The sequence below is a fragment of the Enterobacter cloacae complex sp. 6730903 genome, assembly GCF_048283985.1.
GTDB lineage: Bacteria > Pseudomonadota > Gammaproteobacteria > Enterobacterales > Enterobacteriaceae > Enterobacter > Enterobacter hormaechei_C.
The window spans coordinates 18,418-37,155 of record NZ_JBLVXX010000049.1 but is presented as its reverse complement, the minus strand read 5'-3'; the positions used below and the strand labels follow the sequence as shown (position 1 = coordinate 37,155).

Below are 18,738 nucleotides of genomic sequence, written 5' to 3'. Positions count from 1 at the left end.
GCGCCGATGGTAGTGTGGGGTCTCCCCATGTGAGAGTAGGGAACTGCCAGGCATCAAACAAGTGAAGAGGCCATCCGCAAGGATGGCCTTTTTGCGTTTCAGCACCTGCTTCCTTTCCATAAACAAATCACCTATCCCCCCATATATACGGTAAACTATCCCGGTTTTTGCATCAGGATAGCGTCTATGAATCACTCCCTTAAGCCCTGGAATACCTTTGGTATTCAACGGAATGCTAATCAAATCGTACGTGCCGACAGTGCTCAGCAGTTGCTGAATGCATGGCAAAACGCAACAGAAAACGGTGAACCCGTACTTATTCTGGGCGAAGGAAGTAATGTCCTGTTTCTCGATGATTTTGCGGGGACGGTAATCGTCAATCGCATCATGGGGATTGAGTGTAAAGAGAGCGCTGACAGCTGGCATTTACACGTGGGTGCTGGCGAGAACTGGCACCATCTGGTGCAATATACCCTTGAAAAAGGGATGCCAGGGCTGGAAAATCTGGCCCTGATCCCGGGCTGTGCAGGTTCATCTCCTATTCAAAACATCGGTGCCTACGGCATCGAACTGAAACACGTCTGCGAATATGTCGACTGTATCGAACTGGCGACCGGAACGGCGAAGCGCCTGACCGCAGAGCAGTGCCGCTTTGGCTATCGCGACAGCATTTTCAAGCACGACTATCAGGATCGTTTCGTCATTGTGGCCGTTGGCCTGCGCCTGGCGAAAGCCTGGAAACCCGTTCTGACTTACGGCGATCTGACCCGTCTCGACCCGGCTACCGTCACACCGCGTGAGGTATTTGATTCCGTTTGCCACATGCGAATGACCAAGCTCCCGGACCCGAAAGTTAACGGAAATGCGGGCAGTTTCTTCAAAAACCCGGTGATCAGCAGCGAAAATGCAAAAGCGTTTCTTGCCGGCTGGCCAACGGCCCCGCATTATCCTCAGGCGGATGGTAGCGTGAAGCTGGCCGCAGGCTGGCTTATCGATCAGTGTGAATTAAAAGGTACTACTCTTGGTGGCGCTGCTGTTCATCGTCAGCAGGCGCTGGTACTGATCAACCAGTCCAACGCGACAAGTGAGGATGTCGTCAACCTGGCGCATCATGTTCGCCAGCGCGTGGGCGAAAAATTCAACGTCTGGCTGGAGCCTGAAGTTCGCTTTATTGGCCGAACGGGCGAAGTGAATGCCGTGGAGACCATTGCGTGAAGGACAATACTATCCCGTTAACTCTCATCGGTATCCTTGCCGATGGCGAGTTTCATTCTGGCGAGCAGCTGGGCGAACAGCTGGGCATGAGCCGTGCTGCGATCAATAAGCATATTCAAACGCTCCGCGACTGGGGCGTGGATGTGTTTACGGTGCCGGGAAAAGGCTACAGCCTGCCGGAACCGATCCAGTTACTGAATGAAGAGATTATCCGCAGCCAGATTGGGCACGGTAACGTCGCGGTATTGCCGGTCATTGATTCGACGAACCAGTATCTGCTGGATCGCCTGAGCGAGCTGAAATCCGGTGATGCCTGCGTTGCCGAGTACCAACAGGCAGGACGTGGCCGCCGGGGGCGTAAGTGGTTCTCACCATTTGGCGCCAACCTCTACCTTTCCATGTACTGGCGGCTTGAACAGGGGCCAGCTGCGGCCATCGGGCTGAGCCTGGTCATCGGCATTGTGATGGCAGAGGTGCTGCACGATCTGGGTGCCGATCAGGTGCGGGTAAAATGGCCCAACGATCTGTATCTCAACGATCGAAAGCTGGCGGGGATCCTGGTCGAACTCACGGGAAAAACAGGCGATGCCGCACAGATCGTCATTGGGGCGGGGCTGAACATGGTGATGCGAAACGTGCAGAACGATGTCGTGAACCAGGCCTGGACCAACTTGCAGGAAGCGGGGATCACCATCGATCGCAATACGCTAGCCGTCCGCATGATCAATGAGTTGCGTAGTTCGCTGACGCTCTTTGAACAAGAGGGGTTAGCGCCATTCCTGTCTCGCTGGGAAAAGCTGGATAACTTTATTAACCGACCGGTGAAGCTGCTGATTGGGGATAAAGAGATTTACGGCACATCACGCGGCATTGACGCGCAGGGCGCGTTGCTTCTTGAACAGGATGGCGTGATTAAGCCTTGGGTGGGCGGTGAAATTTCGTTACGAAGTGCGGAGTAACCCTCTCCCCACAGGGGAGAGGGTGTAGCAGGTCATCACTGCGGATACGGCACCCAATCCCCGGCATTCAGTCGGACATAAGGCTTATTCTGATACTGGATCACCACCGCATTGGCGTTTTCCGATACCTCCGCCGTCTGTGGCAGCCCGCTGGTGAGCTGATCCCAGTTCACGCTATCTTCCACAAACAGCTTACCGTCTACTGCGCGAGCAACCAGTTCCGAGATAGCCAGATAGCTGCTTGGCTGGGTGATCTCAATGGGCGCTCCCTGATGCGGCGCCTTCATACCAAAGAACTTAATCCCGGCCGGAACGTTAGTGATGGACGGGCTTGGAATATCGCGTAGACCAGACACCTGCATCCTGTCGCCTTTCAGCGCCCCTCCGTGTTCTGGTACTACCACCACCATCACTTTGCGACCTGATTTTTCCAGCTCGTTGAAGAACGCGTTCAGCTCGTCAAAGAACTTCTGCGCACGGGCCTTATAATCGGCCGTTTTACTCACACCGGGATAATGGTTCCCGTCGTGCAGCGGCAGTGTGTTATAGAACGTCGCGCTACGTGTCCCTTCCTCTTTGCCGACGGTATCTAACCAGCGCTGAAGCACGGCGGTATCGTCATACACCGGCGAGCCATCAAAGCCCAGCAACGTTACCGGCAGCCCTTTCTGGTCCATCAGCGGGGCCTGCATGCCTCCCTGTTCACGCACTTCTTTCAGGAAGTTACCGAACTGACCGTTATGGCCCATCATCAGGTGCTGGGTAAAGCCCAGTTTTGCAAGGTTATCAAACAGGTAACACTGGTTAGCTGCCGGCTGGTAGAGGTTCTTATGCGAAGGCTGTCCGCAGCTGGCGCGCAGCAGGCGGATAGCCGCCGGGCCGCTGTACGACGTGGCCGAGTTGAAGTCTTTAAATTGAATATCGAAATGCGACCACAGCGGGTGCGACATCAAACCAGCCGCGTCAACGTCAGCCCAGGACAAAGAACAGATGTTAATGACCAGCAGCTCAAACGGCTGAGCATCGGCAGGCAGCGCGTCCGGGAATTTCGTCTGGCGCTTATCTTCCGCAGCGTAAAAACTGGAGAGCCACGCGTTCAGGTTAGTGGATGTCGGCGGTGCAGTCTGCGCAGGAATATCCCCAACCACAGGCGTATCCCCTGCTGTCGCGACGGTCGCGGCGGCGGAACCGCCCGTGGTGGTCACGGTTGTCGTCGGCTGACCGGCTGGCCACAGCGAAAAGCTCGGGCCCGTCAGCGTCAGAACGTTTAGCCAGATCATAATCGCGACGACAAACACCGTCACCCGGATCCACTGAGACAGGAACAGCCAGGCGACCAGCAGGACAAATACCGCGCCAATCATCTGCCAGTTAATAAAGCGCTCAACCAGATCGAGCATATAGTCCGCACTGAAACCTGCGACCTGTGAGCCCTGGCTCATGATGCTTTCAGGGCCGGGCAGCCAGGTATCATGCCAGAACAGGGCGAAACCGATGGGGATAGCGACCCAGTGACGTATACGGTGCAGCCTGAGGTTCGGGATTGGCATCAGCAGGAATGCCATAAACACCAGGTTAAGCAGAGGGTGGAAATTAAGATAGCCTGCCCACAGCAGACCAAACTTCACCAGAAAGTAGAAATTCCAGCCGGACAGGCCGCGCCAGTATTGCCAGAGTGGCGATGGCGCCGAAGAGGTATAGGTAGAATTAGTCATGTTTTCGGTTTGCCTTGACGTTCGGAGCGCGAGTCAGTGTTCCGGCGGGTTTAATATAGCGAGGTTTGACGAACAGTAATCTGACCGTATCGCGAATACGGCGCAGGGAATGGCGTGCATAGTAGCCAAGCGGCAAAAAAATCAGCGCGCACAGAACAACCAGTTGGATGATATCGCTGATATTCATAATGGCGCGCTCTCCTTGTTCTCATCCAGTAAGCGTAGCGGCTCAGGTACCCGACGCCAGACATGCCCGTCATGTTTCGCATTGAGTACCGGTTTGGCACCGCTGGTGACAGGCAACGGTTTGGCCCACTTTTCAGGAGCCAGGGCACGCATCTGGACAAGCTCAGCGCTGATCAAATTATCTTCAAACCAGACCATGCGGTTCGAGAAAATATCTCCGGTAGGAAGCGGGAAGATATGGTTAAGCGCCGTATCCAGATCGTTCACCCGGCAGAAGGAGAGGAACAGCACCAGGCGGTTATCGCCAATGGTCATGATGTCCCCGATACGGTTAGGGCGGCACAGAGTAAGTGCCTGCTCAACGCGAATGCCCGGCACGGGGCGCAGGGCAACCATCACCCCTTTTCCGTCTGCCGGTAACAGCGTATTGCTCATCATGTTGCCCACTGCATCGCAGAAGGTGTCCCATTTCTGGTAGCCGCGCAGTTTCATCGGCTGCGTCATTGAAAGCAGGGTGCTGATATCTTCCGGAACATGTCGATTAAACTGCTGACCCTGAATGCTTTCGATCAGCGTCAGACAGCGCGACAGGGGAGCATTCCACGGGATGACCATATTCGCGCCGCAGCCCAGTAATAAGCGCTCATCAGTGGCGCGCAGGCTGGTATTATTTTCACGCACCACAATTTTTAACGCGCTCCCGCGCTGGCGACGTAATGTGTGAATGTGCCTTGCCAGCGTTTCGATTTGGTTATTCTGGATCAACGAGAAGATAATGGTCGCCGCCTGCGTGGTGCGCGCCTCATCAAATAAGGCTTCATTGGTATCGAACAATGACCAGTGCTCAGACAGTGCAGGCGCACCTTCCAGTACCGCAATATGGCTCAGAACGCGTTTTTCATCACTGCGTGGCTGAACTACCGTCTCTTCCTGTTGAGCAAGATGCCACTCATCCCCGACATGTTTGAGGGTAAGTTGTTGTCGGGAGCTCACCCCTTTTTCATTGCACCAGAAAGCCACGTCGTAAAGATGGCTGTCGGCCTGGACGCGAATACTGGCCAGGCCATAGAGGGAACGGTATTCACTCATTAAAAGTGAAAAAAGCTTGTCATTATTACTGCCTGGGTTAACAACCAATAAGGTGCAATTTTGATTTTTTGCCCATCTGTTGATTCTTTCCAGCCATTTCAGCAGTTTTTCAGAGGGGATATTTTGCAGGCCGTTATTAGAGCATTTTAGAATCAGTAAATAGTGTTCGGGAACAATAGAACACTGAATATCGCGGGGTAAAAAGTATAGACTGTCAGCCTCCGCAGGCATGGAAAATAATCGTACTGTCTGGGGTCCACGGTCACTGTCGAGCCTGATGATTGACTTCGGCTCTTCGCCCATCGTAATGACGGCCACGCGGGAATCCTTCCCCTGCGCCGCTATCGTCTGGTTTACCAGACTGATGGCATCTTCATTACGATCCGTATTAACCCACCAGACTCCTCCGACTGGCATGTGGCGCAATTCGTCCCATAATGACTGGATGCCAATAGAAAATATGGAGTCCACGGTGTCCCTCTTTTCGTCGAATTTCTATGTCTCTCAGTTTACTAGCGAAAGCGTAGAAATAAACCTAACATTGAAATTAAAGAACATCAGATTTAGCATGTAAATGAAATTTAGTGGGCAGGACGCCTCGCTGCATCTGAATCTTATGATTTTACTCAAAGGGATGAAAAAAGAATGCAAAATAACGAACCCGCAACCCCAGTCGACTCAAGTCTGGGTTACACATTCCAGAACGATTTTTTGGCACTCACGCAGGCTTTTTCTTTGCCTGAAATAGATTACACCGATATTTCCCAGCGGGAACAGTTGGCGGCGGCTATTAAACGTTGGCCGTTATTAGCTGAGTTTGCCCAACAACAATAAGGAAGCCATTGATGGCTGTACTAGGATTACAGGGCGTCCGTGGTGGGGTGGGTACAACTTCCGTTACCGCGGCGCTGGCGTGGTCATTGCAGGTATTAGGTGAATCGGTACTGGTCATTGATGCCTGTTCCGATAATTTGCTGCGCATGTCATTCAATGTCGACTTTACGCATGCAAACGGCTGGGGACGTGCGCTTCTGGACGATAAAGACTGGCGGGATGCGGGTTTGCGTTATACCTCCCAGCTCGATTTGCTTCCCTTTGGTCAATTGACCGAAACCGAGCGCGGGAATGAAGCCGCGTACCAGCGCCTGTTCTCTCGCTTCATCACCGCATTGCAGAGCCTGAAAGAGAGCGGGCACTATCAGTGGATCCTGCTGGACCTGCCGCACGGCGCCGCGTCGCTGACCCGCCAGCTGCTGGCGCAGTGCGACCATGTGCTCTCCATCGCGAACGTAGATGCGAATTGTCATATCCGTCTGCATCAGCAGCCGATGCCTGCTAATGCCCATATTCTGATCAACGATCTGCGCATTGGCAGCCAGATCCAGGACGATCTCTACCAGGTCTGGCTCCAGAGTCAGCGCCGCCTGTTGCCGATGGTGATCCATCGTGACGAAGCGATGGCGGAGTGCCTCGCGTCGAAACAACCTCTCGGGGAGTACCGTAGCGATTCACTGGCGGCGGCGTGAGCATGAGCTATGACAAAGGCGAAGCTAACGGGATCTGGTCAAGCCTGAGTGCCGACAGCCTCACCGGGAAGAATGTCGAAGATAACTGGCGCGTCCGCTGGATGACCGGCTATTACTACAAGCTCATCAATCAGAACAACGAACGCCTGACGGTGGGCGTGTCCAACATGCTCTGGCATTACGATAAGGATTTAAGTGGTTATTCGCTGGGCCAGGGCGGTTACTACAGTCCCCAGGAGTATGTGTCGTTCGCCTTACCGGTGAACTGGCGTAAACGCACAGAGAACTGGTCATGGGAGCTGGGCGGCTCAGTCTCCTGGTCTCATTCAAAAACAAAAGATGTGATGCGTTATCCGTTACAGGGACTGATCCCGGACAATGAGCCAGGCCGTTATACTGATAAAGGTGTGATGGAAACCGGAAGTAGCTCGTCAGGGACGGGTTATACCGCAAGGGCGATTGTTGAACGCCGCGTGACGTCCAACTGGTTTGTCGGTCTGGGCGTCGATATTCAGGAAGCAAAAGACTATACCCCGAGCCATGCGCTGCTCTACGTTCGGTATTCTGCCGCGGGCTGGCAGGGTGATATGGACTTACCACCGGAACCGCTGGTGCCTTATGCAGACTGGTGATCGGATTTTTACTTAATCTAATTGTAAGTCTCTCTTAAAAGTGCAGCTATCGGGTATACTCGGACGCACCAGGTTTACACCCTGGTGCGTCCTGCGCTTCGAGTTTTGTGGAGAGTCATTTTGCGTGTCAGCCGTTCCTTAACGATCAAACAGATGGCGATGGTGTCTGCCGTCACAATGCTGTTTGTCTTCATCTTCTGCGTCATTTTGCTGTTTCACTCCGTACAGCAGAACCGCTATAACACGGCTTCGCAACTGGAAAGTATTGCCCGCTCGGTGCGGGAACCCCTGTCGGCCTCGATCCTGAAAGGGGATATCCCCGAGGCGGAATCCATCCTGAAGCGCATTCAGCCCGCCGGTATCGTGAGCCGCGCGGATGTGGTGCTGCCGAACCAGTTCCAGGCGCTGCGGATGAGCTTTATCCCGGAGCGTCCCGTCCCGATGATGGTGATGCGCCTGTTTGAACTGCCGGTGCAAATTTCCCTGCCTCTCTATTCCCTGGAAAGACCGGCTAACCCGCAGCCGCTGGCCTACCTGGTGCTACAGGCTGACTCGTACCGCATGTATAAATTCGTCATGAGCTGGGTTGCAACGTTAGTGACCACTTACTTACTTCTGACATTAATGCTGAGCGTGGCGCTGACGTGGTGCATCAACCGGTTAATTGTGCATCCGTTGCGCCGCATAGCCCGGGAGCTGAACGACCTCTCTCCACAGGAGCACATGGGGCATCAGCTTCCCTTGCCGCGCCTGCATCACGACGATGAAATTGGCATGCTGGTCCGGAGTTACAATATCAACCAGCAGCGTGTCCTGCGTCAGCAGAAAGAGCTTAGTAGCAATGCCACCCGTTTTCCGGTATCCGATCTGCCAAACAAAGCGTTTTTAATGGCCTTGCTGGAGCAGACCGTCGCCCGCCAGCAGACCACCGCGCTGATGGTGATTGCCTGCGAAACCTTGCAGGACACGGCGGGCGTGCTGAAAGAGAGCCAGCGCGAGATGCTGTTACTGACGCTGGTGGAAAAGGTGAAATCCGTTCTGGCGCCGCGCATGGTGCTCACCCAGGTCAGCGGTTATGACCTGGTGGTGATCGCGCACGGTGTTAAAGAGCCGTGGCATGCCATTACGCTAGGTCAGCAAGTACTCACTGTCATTAATGAGCGGCTGCCCATTCAGGGTATCCAGCTTCGCCCGAGCGCCAGCATCGGTATTGCGATGTACTACGGGGGGCTGACCGCCGAGCAGCTTTATCGTCGGGCCTTCTCGGCCGCGTTCACCGCGCGCCGAAAAGGCAAAAACCAGATCCAGTTCTTTGATCCGGAGCAGATGGAAAAAGCCCAGCAGCGCCTGACGGAAGAGAGCGACATTCTGACGGCGATGGATAATCGCCGGTTTGCGCTCTGGCTACAGCCGCAGGTCAATTTGCGTACGGGTGAAGTGACCAGCGCCGAAGCGTTGCTGCGTATGCAACAGCCGGACGGCACGTGGGAGCTGCCTGAGGGGATGATCGAACGTATCGAGTCCTGTGGCCTGATGGTCACCGTCGGCTACTGGGTGCTGGAAGAGTCGTGCCGCCAGCTTGCGGCCTGGCAACAACGGGGCATCACGCTGCCGCTGTCGGTGAATCTCTCTGCGCTACAGCTGATGCACCCGACCATGGTGCCGGAGATGCTTGAGTTGATCCATCGCTACCGCATCCAGCCCCACACGCTGATCCTGGAAGTCACCGAGAGCCGTTGTATCGATAATCCTGACGACGCTGTCGCCATTCTGAAACCGCTGCGTAATGCCGGGATCCGCATTGCGCTGGACGATTTCGGTATGGGGTATTCCGGCCTGCGTCAGCTCCAGCACATGAAAACCCTGCCGGTGGACGTCCTGAAAATCGACAAAACCTTTGTGGAAGGGCTGCCGGAGGATTGCAGCCTGGTACAGGCCATTATTCAGATGGCGCACAGCCTGAATCTGCATGTCATTGCCGAGGGTATTGAAACCGACGCCCAGCGTGAGTGGCTGGCTGCGGCGGGCGTGGAGAGCGGACAGGGCTTCCTGTTTGACCGCGCCGTGCCGACGGATATCTTTGAGCAACGCTATCTCGCCGACGCTGGCAATAACGCAAAAGTGTAATTTTGTTGCTGGCTTGTGCGAGCCAGCTCAAAGTTCTTAACATTTGTGTTTCAAATTTGAACCCCGTTTATTTCTGTCCTGTTATGTGGGTGTTATTTTAAAGCCGCAGGTTAACCATAACCTTACAAAGCCTGTAGTTTTTCTTTCCAGGGACACCCTATGAAAACCTCACTCTTTAAAAGTCTTTACTTCCAGGTCCTGACAGCCATCGCCATCGGTATTCTGCTTGGTCACTACTACCCGGAGCTGGGCGCGCAGATGAAACCGCTTGGCGACGCGTTCGTTAAGCTCATCAAAATGATCATCGCGCCGGTCATTTTCTGTACCGTGGTGACCGGTATCGCTGGCATGGAAAGCATGAAGGCGGTCGGGCGTACGGGGGCGGTTGCCCTGCTGTACTTCGAGATTGTCAGTACCATCGCGCTGATTATCGGCCTGATAATTGTCAACGTGGTACAGCCTGGCGCGGGCATGAACGTCGACCCGGCCACGCTGGATGCGAAAGCGGTGGCGGTTTACGCTGAACAGGCGAAAGATCAGGGGATTGTTGCCTTCCTGCTGGACGTGATCCCGAGCAGCGTGATTGGCGCGTTCGCCAGCGGAAACATCCTCCAGGTGCTGCTGTTTGCCGTGCTGTTTGGCTTTGCCCTGCACCGTCTTGGCAGCAAAGGCCAGCTGATTTTTAACGTCATTGAAAGCTTCTCGCAGGTGATCTTCGGCATCATCAACATGATCATGCGTCTGGCCCCGATTGGCGCCTTTGGCGCGATGGCCTTCACCATCGGGAAATACGGCGTCGGCACGCTGGTACAGCTGGGCCAGCTGATCGTCTGCTTCTACATCACCTGTATTCTGTTTGTGGTGGTGGTGCTCGGCTCCATCGCTCGTGCGACCGGCTTCAGCATCTTCAAATTTATCCGTTACATTCGTGAAGAGCTGCTGATTGTCCTCGGCACATCCTCTTCGGAGTCCGCGCTGCCGCGTATGCTCGATAAAATGGAAAAGCTGGGCTGCCGTAAGTCAGTGGTGGGGCTGGTTATTCCTACGGGCTACTCCTTTAACCTGGACGGCACTTCGATATACCTGACGATGGCGGCGGTCTTTATTGCCCAGGCCACTAACAGCCACATGGATATCTTCCATCAGATTACGCTGCTGGTGGTGCTTCTGCTCTCTTCAAAAGGGGCGGCGGGCGTAACGGGCAGCGGATTTATCGTGCTGGCGGCCACCATTTCGGCGGTGGGCCATCTGCCGGTGGCGGGCCTGGCCCTGATCCTCGGTATTGACCGCTTTATGTCTGAAGCCCGTGCGTTAACCAACCTGGTCGGCAATGGCGTGGCGACAATTGTGGTGGCGAAGTGGGTGAAAGAGCTGGATCACAAGCAGCTTAACGATACGCTGAATAACCGCCCATCTGAGGACAAAACCCCCGGTTTATCCTCTTAATCCCTCATAAATGCCCGTATTCCCTTGTGGGGATGCGGGCACCTGCGCATAATAACCGTTCATACCTGTCATAATTCGACAAGATTTTTTTTGGGTATATTTCACTTCCGCCCGTGACGTTTAGCCGAACACGCTGTCTAATCGGAAGGTTTTCATCGTCATCTTTGAGTGCTCACGTCGCGAGACACTCTCTTTAACCAGGAATGTTGATCAGGGGTTCACATGCAGGGCACAAAAATTCGACTCTTAACCGGCGGTTTGCTGATGATGGCAGCAGCCAGTTATGTGCAGGCAGATGCGCTCCAGCCAGACCCGGCCTGGCAACAGGGAACACTGGCGAACGGTTTCCAGTGGCAGGTATTATCCACTCCGCAACGTCCGAGCGATCGCATTGAAATCCGTCTTTCTGTGAATACCGGCTCCCTCACTGAAAGCACCCAGCAGACCGGCTTAAGCCACTTTATTCCTCGACTGGCGCTCACCCAGAGCGGCAGTTTGCAGGCGGTTCAGGTGCGTTCTTTATGGCAACAGGCCATCGATCCGAAACGCCCGCTGCCTCCGGCTGTGGTCTCCTATGACTACACCATGTTTAACCTGAGCCTGCCCAACAACCGTAACGATCTGCTTAAAGAAGCCCTTACCTATCTTTCCGATGCCACCGGCAAACTGGCGATTACGCCTGAGACCGTTAACTATGCGTTGAGCAACAGCGACATGGTGGCAACCTGGCCGACGGATACCAAAGAAGGCTGGTGGCGCTACCGCCTGAAAGGGTCAACGCTGCTTGGCCACGACCCGGCAGAGCCGCTGAAACAGCCGGTTGATGCCGCGCAGGTGAAATCTTTCTACCAGCAGTGGTACACCCCGGATGCCATGACCCTGATTGTGGTGGGCAACGTGGACAGCCGTGCGGTGATAGAACAGATCAACAAAGCATTTGGCGACCTGAAAGGGAAGCGTGAAACGCCCGCCCCTGTTCCTACCTTGTCTCCGCTGCGTCCTGAGACGGTCAGCATCATGACGGATACCGTGCATCAGGATCGTCTTTCAATGATGTGGGATACGGCCTGGCAGCCGATCCGCGAGTCTTCTGCGCTGTTGCGTTACTGGCGTGCGGATCTCGCGCGTGAAGCGCTGTTCTGGCACGTTCAGCAGACGCTCAGTAAGAACAACGTGAAAGATATTGGCCTGGGCTTTGACTGCCGTGTGCTGTTCCAGCGCGCCCAGTGCGCCATTAACGTGGAATCGCCGGGCGATAAGCTGAATGCCAATCTTGGCGTGGTGGCGAAAGAGCTGGCTAAAGTGCGTAAAGAGGGCCTGTCTGAAGAGGAGTTTAACGCGCTGGTGGCGCAGAAATCCCTTGAATTGCAGAAACTGTTCGCCACCTATGCCCGCGCCGATACCGATATCTTAATCAGCCAGCGCATTCGCTCCTTGCAGAATCAGGTGGTGGATATCGCGCCGGAGCAGTATCAGAAACTGCGTCAGGACTTCCTGAACGGTCTGACCGTGGAGATGCTGAATCAGGATCTGCGTCAGCAGCTGTCGCAGGATATGGCGTTGATTCTGTTGCAGCCGAAAGGTGAGCCGGAATATGACATGAAAGAGTTGAAGGCCACCTGGAACGCCATCATGGCGACGCCGCCGCAGCCAGCGCAAACGGCAGCCGATGATTTACATCAGGATGCGAGTGATATTCCGCAGGGCCAGTAAGCCCTGCGTTCCCAGAGGGTTAGGGTGCGGGCAAGCAGCCCGCACAGTCCTTAAGCAGGCATCGCCTCGCGCGGAATAATCGCTCCGCGATACTGAATCACCGTGCTGGCCGTTAAATGACCGCGCTGCGCCGCTGCTTCCGACGTACCCCCCGTCAGACGTACCGCCAGATACCCCGCGCTGAAAGAATCTCCCGCCGCAGTGGTATCGATCACTTTCTCTTTCGCCAGCTTCACCGCCGGGACCTCTTTTACGGCTTCACCTGCAACCGCCACCAGGCAAGACTCCGCCCCGCGCTTGATCACCACTTCGCTGACCCCGGCAGCCTGCGTCCGGGCGATGACCTCATCAACCGGTTTTTCGCCCCACAGGGCGTCTTCATCATCCAGCGTCAGGAAGGCGATATCGGTGCATTCGAGCATCTGCTGGTAGACCTGCTGCGTCTCTTCGCGGCTGGCCCACAAACGCGGACGGTAGTTGTTATCGAAAATCACCTTACCGCCATTGGCACGGCATTCGCGCAGCAGTGACAGCAGCTTTTCACGGCTCTCCTGGCTCAGGATCGCCAGGCTGATCCCGCTCAGGTAGAGATAATCGAAGGTGGCCAGTTCTTCGCAAATGGCAGCGGCGGCCTCGCTTTCCAGCCAGAATTTGGCGGCCGCTTCATTACGCCAGTAATAGAAGGTGCGCTCGCCGGTGCTGTCGGTTTCGATGTAGTACAAACCCGGCAGGCGGTTTTCCATTCGCTGGATCAGCGAGGTCCCAACGTTTTCACCCTGCCAGGCTTCCAGCATCTGCTGGCTGAAGCTGTCCGTTCCCAGCGCGGTAACGTAGCTCACGCTCAGCGCGTCGGGGGAGACCTGACGGGCAATGTAAACGGAGGTGTTCAATGTATCGCCACCAAAACCGCGGCTGACTTCCGCGCCTTTCTGGGACAGCTCAATCATGCATTCGCCAATCACGGCAATTTTTTTAGACATAGTCGTGAACCTGAACAAAGTAATTAAGGGTAGTGTGCGCTGTGTGTTTTTTATGGTCAACTATATTAAAACGACGTTCCATTATTTTTTTTGAGCCAGCGCGTATTCCGGCATATTTCTGTCATCTTAATTTCATTTTCCCGATGAATTGAACATAAAGTTCTCACCTGGCGGGCCGATAACTCAGTGACGAGTCCAGAAAGGCTATCCCATACAACAGGACATCCGAAATGAAGTCAGAGCAGGTTATCCAGCGGCTGAGCACTACGCCTGAGGCAAGTATTGAGAACTTGCAGGAGCATCGCTACTGGCTGCAATGTGAGCGAGCGTACACCTATCAGCCCATCTACCGTACCGACGGTCGGTTAATGGCGATTGAGGTGTTAACGGTCGTCACTCATCCATCGAATCCTTCCCAGCGTATTGCGCCGGACCGCTATTTTGCGGAGGTTGCCGTGCGTCAGCGTATCGACGTGCTGGAAGAGCAGTTAAGAATGCTGGCGACGAAGCAGGCGTTCTTCGAGCAGCACGGTATTCTGGCGTCGGTGAACGTGGATGGCCCAACCCTGATGGCGTTACGTCAGAATGCGACGTTGCAGGCGCTGATTGCCACCTTGCCGTGGATGCGCTTCGAGCTGGTGGAACATGTTCAGCTGCCGCAGGACTCCTCGTTTGCCTCGATGTGTGAGTTTGGCCCGCTGTGGCTGGATGATTTCGGTACCGGTATGGCGAACTTCTCCGCCCTGAGCGAAGTGCGTTATGACTACATCAAAGTGGCCCGCGATCTGTTTATCATGCTGCGCCAGACGCCGGAGGGACGGAACCTGTTTACGATGCTCCTGCAACTGATGAACCGCTATTGTCAGGGCGTCATTGTGGAAGGCGTAGAGACGCTGGAGGAGTGGCGCGACTTGCAAAATTCTCCGGCAGCGGCGGCACAGGGTTATTTCCTCTCTCGTCCTGTCCCCATGGATACCCTGGAAAAGGTGATAACCAGCCTCTGATCTGCCCGCTTCCCTTTGTCTGAACTATAGTTTTAGAGGCAAGTTCATCAGGAAAGGGGACAACAATGACAAAAACAACCAGGGTGATTTCCTGGACAGCAGGGATTTTCTTGTTGCTGATCGTGGTCTTAATCATCATTATCGCCACGTTTGACTGGAACCGCCTCAAACCGACCATCAACCAGAAAGTCTCAACCGAGCTGAACCGTCCCTTCGCAATACGTGGCGATTTGGGCGTCGTGTGGGAGCGCCAGAAAGAGGAAACCGGCTGGCGGAGCTGGGTGCCCTGGCCGCACGTTCACGCCGACGATATTATTCTCGGCAACCCGCCCGACATCCCCGAAGTGACCATGATCCACCTGCCGCGCGTGGAAGCCACGCTGGCGCCGTTAGCCCTGTTAACCAAAACGGTGTATCTGCCGTGGATCAAACTCCAGCAGCCCGACGCGCGGCTAATTCGCCTTTCAGAGAAAAACAACAACTGGACGTTCGATCTCGCCAGCAGCGGCGATAAAGATCCGAATGCGCAGCCCTCATCGTGGTCTTTCCGCCTCGACAATATTCTGTTCGATCGGGGGCGGATCGCCATTGACGATAAAGTGAGTAAGGCTGATGTGGAGATCCTCGTCGATCCGCTGGGCAAGCCGCTGCCGTTTAGCGAAGTGACGGGCAGCAAAGCCAAAGGCGATGACAGCAAAGCGGGCGATTACGTCTTCGGCCTGACGGCGAAAGGGCGCTACAACGGCCAGCCGCTGACGGGGAAAGGCAAAATCGGCGGCATGCTGGCGCTCAGGAGCGAGGGCACGCCGTTCCCGGTGCAGGCGGATTTCCGCTCGGGCAATACCCGCGTGGCGTTCGTGGGCACGGTTAACGACCCGATGAACATGGGCGGCGTCGACCTCCAGCTTAAGTTTGCCGGTGATTCGCTGGGTGAACTGTACGATCTCACCGGCGTGCTGCTGCCGGATACCCCGCCGTTTGAAACGGACGGGCACCTGGTTGCCAAAATCAACACCGAAAAATCGTCCGTCTTTGACTACCGGAATTTTAACGGCCGCATCGGCGACAGCGATATCCACGGCACGCTGACTTACACCACCGGTAAACCGCGCCCGAAACTGGAGGGGGATGTTGAATCCCGTCAGCTGCGTCTGGCCGATCTTGGTCCGCTGATTGGCGTAGATTCGGGCAAAGGCACGAAGTCAAAAGAGGTTAAAAAAGACGTTCAGCCTGCGGGTAAAGTGCTGCCCTATGACCGCTTCGAAACCGACAAGTGGGACGTGATGGACGCGGATGTGCGCTTCAAAGGACGTAAAATTGAGCATGGCAGCACGCTGCCGCTGAGCAACCTCTCGACCCATATCATCCTGAAAAACGCCGACCTGCGCCTGCAACCGCTGAAGTTTGGCATGGCCGGGGGAACCATCTCATCGAATATCCACCTGGAGGGGGATAAAAAGCCAATGCAGGGAAGGGCAGAGATCCAGGCGCGTCGGCTGAAGCTGAAAGAGCTGATGCCGGACGTGGAGTTGATGCAGAAAACCCTCGGTGAGATGAACGGCGACGCGGACATTCGCGGCACGGGTAACTCGGTAGCGGCGCTGCTGGGCAGTGGAAACGGCAACCTGAAGCTGCTGATGAACGACGGGCTGGTGAGCCGTAACCTGATGGAGATCCTGGGGCTGAACGTCGGGAACTTTATCATCGGGCAAATCTTCGGTGACGACGAAGTACGCGTTAACTGCGCGGCGGCAAATCTGGATCTGGTCAACGGCGTGGCGCGTCCGCAGATTTTCGCCTTCGACACGGAAAACGCGGTTATCAACGTCACCGGTACCGCCAGCATGGCGTCCGAGCAGCTGGATTTAACCATCGATCCGGAAAGTAAAGGCATTCGTATCATTACCCTGCGCTCGCCGCTGTACGTTCGCGGGACCTTCAAAGATCCGCAGGCGGGCGTGAAGGCCGGGCCATTGATTGCGCGTGGTGCGGTCGCCGCCGCGCTCGCTACGCTGGTCACCCCTGCGGCGGCGCTGCTGGCGTTGATTTCGCCGTCAGAAGGCGAAGCGAATCAGTGTCGGACGATTTTATCGCAGATGAAGAAGTAGTCCCGTTTCTCCCTCTCCCTGTGGGGAGAGGGGGCTCCAGTAATTTGAAAGCAAAAGCTATAACGTTGCCTCAGAATAACTGAGGGCTTTCAGCGATGCCTCGGTCCGGCTGTAAATCGCTGAGGCGTTTCCTGTAGGCCGGGGCGAGGCGCAGGGATGCGCCGAGAGGGCGGGCTTTACAGGGATGTTACCTCCGCCCGTCCCCGATAAGCCGGAAGGAATAAGCCGAAGGCACCGCGAAGCGGCGATTTTCCGCCGGAAGCCCGGGTCGCCAGGGTGGTGGCGACTGAGCCACCCTGGCACGTTCACCGCTCATGTCGTGACAGAGTAGCAAGGAACATAAAGTGAACGGAATGACCACCTGAGCCGTATGTTCCCCCTCACCCCAGCCCTCTCCCTCAAGGGAGAGGGGGCCGTCTGTGCAGGCATTATTTTGTGGGGAGCCCTCAGCCCTGTGGGTGAGGGCTGAATCGTAGGCCGGGTAAGGCGTAGCCGCCACCCGGCATTCACTTACAGCGCCTGATGCTTCGTCTCATGCGTCAGCAGCAGCGCAATCAGCGTCAGCGCTGCCATTGCCGCCAGATAGACACCCACATAGAACAGGCCATAGTTCGCCTGAAGCCATGTGGCGATATACGGGGCCACCGAGGCGCCCAGAATCGACGAAACGTTATAGGAGAACGACGCGCCGGTGTAACGCACTTCAGTCGGGAACAGCTCCGGCAGCAGCGCGCCCATTGGGCCAAAAGTCAGCCCCATCAGGCTCAGGCCAATCAGCAGATACGCCATCACCAGCGCAGGGCTACCTGAACCCAGCAGCGGCGGGAAGACAAACAGCGCGAACAGAATAATCAGCGAGGTGATGACGATCATGCTTGAACGACGGCCAAATTTATCCGCCAGCAGGCCCGCGATGGGCACCATCACGCCAAATCCAATAACCGCCATCATCAGCATCCACAGCACTTCGTTACGCGGCAGGCCCAGGCCGACCGGCGCGGCGGCGGTACTGAAGGTCATGGAGTAAACGGTCATGATGTAGAACAGCGTGTAGGTCGCCAGCATGATGAACGTGCCCAGCACGGTCACGCGGAGGTGTTTGGTCAGCAGCGTCCCCAGCGGAACTTTAACCTGCTTTTTCGCCGCGGCGACTTTAGCAAAGACCGGCGTCTCGTGCAGCGACACGCGCACGTACAGGCCAATCAGCACCAGCACGGCAGAGAAGACGAACGGAATACGCCAGCCCCAGTTCATGAACTGTTCATCGGTCAGCAGCCAGGAGAGGAGCAGGAAGGTGCCGTTAGCAAAGAAGAACCCAATCGGTGCGCCTAGCTGCGGGAAAGAGCCATACAGGGCACGCTTGCGCGCCGGGGCGTTTTCGGTCGCCAGCAGTGCCGCGCCGCCCCATTCTCCGCCCAGCCCCAGACCCTGACCAAAGCGCGCCAGCGCCAGCAGCACAGGCGCCAGAATGCCAATAGTTTCATAGGTCGGCAGCAGGCCGATGGCGACGGTGGAGATCCCCATCGTCAGCAGCGAGGCAACCAGCGTCACTTTACGGCCGACGCGATCGCCAAAATGCCCAAAGACCGCTGAACCAATCGGACGCGCAACGAAGGCGATAGCAAAGGTGGCTAAAGACTGTAGCGTGGCTGCCGTCGGGTCGCCCTGAGGGAAGAAAATATGCGGAAAGACAATGACCGCAGCGGTGGCGTAGATATAAAAGTCGAAGAACTCAATGGCGGTGCCAATCAGCGATGCGACGACGACTTTATTGCGCGAGTTGACCGGAACGTGTTCCGCCCCTTCGTTAAGTGTGGTGGCTGTTGCTTGCATACTATTTTCTTATTTTTGGACGAACGAAGGGCCATATTAGGCATAGCAAAAGCGACATTTCAATCTGTAACAAAGGCGTGGCGTGGTCATAAAAGCAACAAAAAGCGGATAATTTTCAGACCAGCGAAAACACTTCTATGAAATGCTTCACACTTTTTAGATATCAGTCATTAAAACTGGTTTTGCGTTAAATAAAAGTTACGGC

General features: G+C 55.5%; 14 protein-coding genes and 1 pseudogene. 10 read left to right on the top strand and 5 right to left on the bottom strand.

What is annotated here, in order from left to right:
• Positions 1-186 precede the first annotated feature (186 nt).
• Together murB and birA are read left to right on the top strand one after the other, a co-directional pair.
• The gene (gene murB / locus ACNQ0W_RS21075) at positions 187-1,215 is read left to right on the top strand and encodes a UDP-N-acetylmuramate dehydrogenase (protein WP_062933323.1); all 1,029 of its coding nucleotides are present in this window, start codon (positions 187-189) and stop codon (positions 1,213-1,215) included.
• Positions 1,212-2,174: a bifunctional biotin--[acetyl-CoA-carboxylase] ligase/biotin operon repressor BirA gene (gene birA, locus ACNQ0W_RS21070; RefSeq protein ID WP_003861169.1), complete on the top strand. Its 963-nt coding sequence runs from the start codon at positions 1,212-1,214 to the stop codon at positions 2,172-2,174. The genes murB and birA overlap by 4 nt, the downstream gene beginning before the upstream one ends.
• A 35-nt stretch (positions 2,175-2,209) precedes the next feature.
• On the opposite strand, the gene bcsG is transcribed toward birA, so the two are convergent.
• Genes bcsG through bcsE form a run of 3 tightly spaced genes read right to left on the bottom strand, consistent with a single transcriptional unit; the run spans position 2,210 to position 5,635 of the window.
• Positions 2,210-3,889: a cellulose biosynthesis protein BcsG gene (gene bcsG / locus ACNQ0W_RS21065; RefSeq protein WP_032672219.1), complete on the bottom strand. Its 1,680-nt coding sequence runs from the start codon at positions 3,887-3,889 to the stop codon at positions 2,210-2,212.
• Positions 3,882-4,076, bottom strand: a complete 195-nt coding sequence (gene bcsF / locus ACNQ0W_RS21060; RefSeq protein ID WP_006808586.1) for a cellulose biosynthesis protein BcsF — start codon at positions 4,074-4,076, stop codon at positions 3,882-3,884. Before bcsF ends, bcsG begins: the two co-directional genes overlap by 8 nt.
• Positions 4,073-5,635, bottom strand: coding sequence for a cellulose biosynthesis c-di-GMP-binding protein BcsE (gene bcsE / locus ACNQ0W_RS21055; protein ID WP_062933324.1), 1,563 nt, complete (start codon positions 5,633-5,635; stop codon positions 4,073-4,075). Before bcsE ends, bcsF begins: the two co-directional genes overlap by 4 nt.
• Positions 5,636-5,809: 174 nt before the next feature.
• Between bcsE and bcsR the strand changes: the two genes are divergently transcribed.
• The 6 genes and pseudogenes from bcsR to ACNQ0W_RS21025 all read left to right on the top strand — a co-directional run bounded on the left by bcsR (position 5,810) and on the right by ACNQ0W_RS21025 (position 12,608).
• Positions 5,810-5,998, top strand: a complete 189-nt coding sequence (gene bcsR / locus ACNQ0W_RS21050) for a cellulose biosynthesis protein BcsR (RefSeq protein ID WP_003861175.1) — start codon at positions 5,810-5,812, stop codon at positions 5,996-5,998.
• Positions 5,999-6,009: 11 nt separating this feature from the next.
• Positions 6,010-6,690 carry a cellulose biosynthesis protein BcsQ gene (gene bcsQ / locus ACNQ0W_RS21045; protein ID WP_235143959.1) on the top strand — a complete coding sequence of 227 codons (681 nt, stop codon included), beginning with the start codon at positions 6,010-6,012 and terminating at the stop codon, positions 6,688-6,690.
• A pseudogene (locus ACNQ0W_RS21040) lies at positions 6,669-7,322 on the top strand (cellulose synthase subunit BcsC-related outer membrane protein); the annotation flags it as partial. The gene bcsQ and the pseudogene ACNQ0W_RS21040, both read left to right, overlap by 22 nt.
• A gap of 120 nt (positions 7,323-7,442) precedes the next feature.
• The gene (gene hmsP, locus ACNQ0W_RS21035; protein ID WP_062933329.1) at positions 7,443-9,449 is read left to right on the top strand and encodes a biofilm formation regulator HmsP; all 2,007 of its coding nucleotides are present in this window, start codon (positions 7,443-7,445) and stop codon (positions 9,447-9,449) included.
• Between the two features lie 159 nt (positions 9,450-9,608).
• Entirely contained in the window at positions 9,609-10,895 is a 1,287-nt protein-coding gene (dctA, locus tag ACNQ0W_RS21030; protein WP_116329912.1) for a C4-dicarboxylate transporter DctC, read from the top strand.
• A 222-nt stretch (positions 10,896-11,117) separates the two neighbouring features.
• Positions 11,118-12,608 (top strand): M16 family metallopeptidase, encoded by a 1,491-nt coding sequence (locus ACNQ0W_RS21025; RefSeq protein WP_062933331.1) that lies wholly within the window; start codon positions 11,118-11,120, stop codon positions 12,606-12,608.
• Between the two features lie 50 nt (positions 12,609-12,658).
• Here ACNQ0W_RS21025 and ACNQ0W_RS21020 read toward each other — a convergent pair whose 3' ends face one another.
• A complete protein-coding gene (locus ACNQ0W_RS21020) occupies positions 12,659-13,588 on the bottom strand; it encodes a sugar kinase (RefSeq protein WP_062933332.1) in 930 nt (309 codons plus the stop codon).
• Between the two features lie 230 nt (positions 13,589-13,818).
• On the opposite strand from ACNQ0W_RS21020, the gene pdeH reads away from it, so the two are divergent.
• Positions 13,819-14,592 carry a cyclic-guanylate-specific phosphodiesterase gene (pdeH, locus tag ACNQ0W_RS21015; protein WP_417933252.1) on the top strand — a complete coding sequence of 258 codons (774 nt, stop codon included), beginning with the start codon at positions 13,819-13,821 and terminating at the stop codon, positions 14,590-14,592.
• A 65-nt stretch (positions 14,593-14,657) separates the two neighbouring features.
• Positions 14,658-16,700 (top strand): AsmA family protein, encoded by a 2,043-nt coding sequence (locus tag ACNQ0W_RS21010; protein ID WP_062933333.1) that lies wholly within the window; start codon positions 14,658-14,660, stop codon positions 16,698-16,700.
• A gap of 510 nt (positions 16,701-17,210) precedes the next feature.
• Here ACNQ0W_RS21010 and ACNQ0W_RS21005 read toward each other — a convergent pair.
• Positions 17,211-18,533, bottom strand: a complete 1,323-nt coding sequence (locus ACNQ0W_RS21005) for an MFS transporter (RefSeq protein ID WP_015571519.1) — start codon at positions 18,531-18,533, stop codon at positions 17,211-17,213.
• Positions 18,534-18,738: the final 205 nt, after the last annotated feature.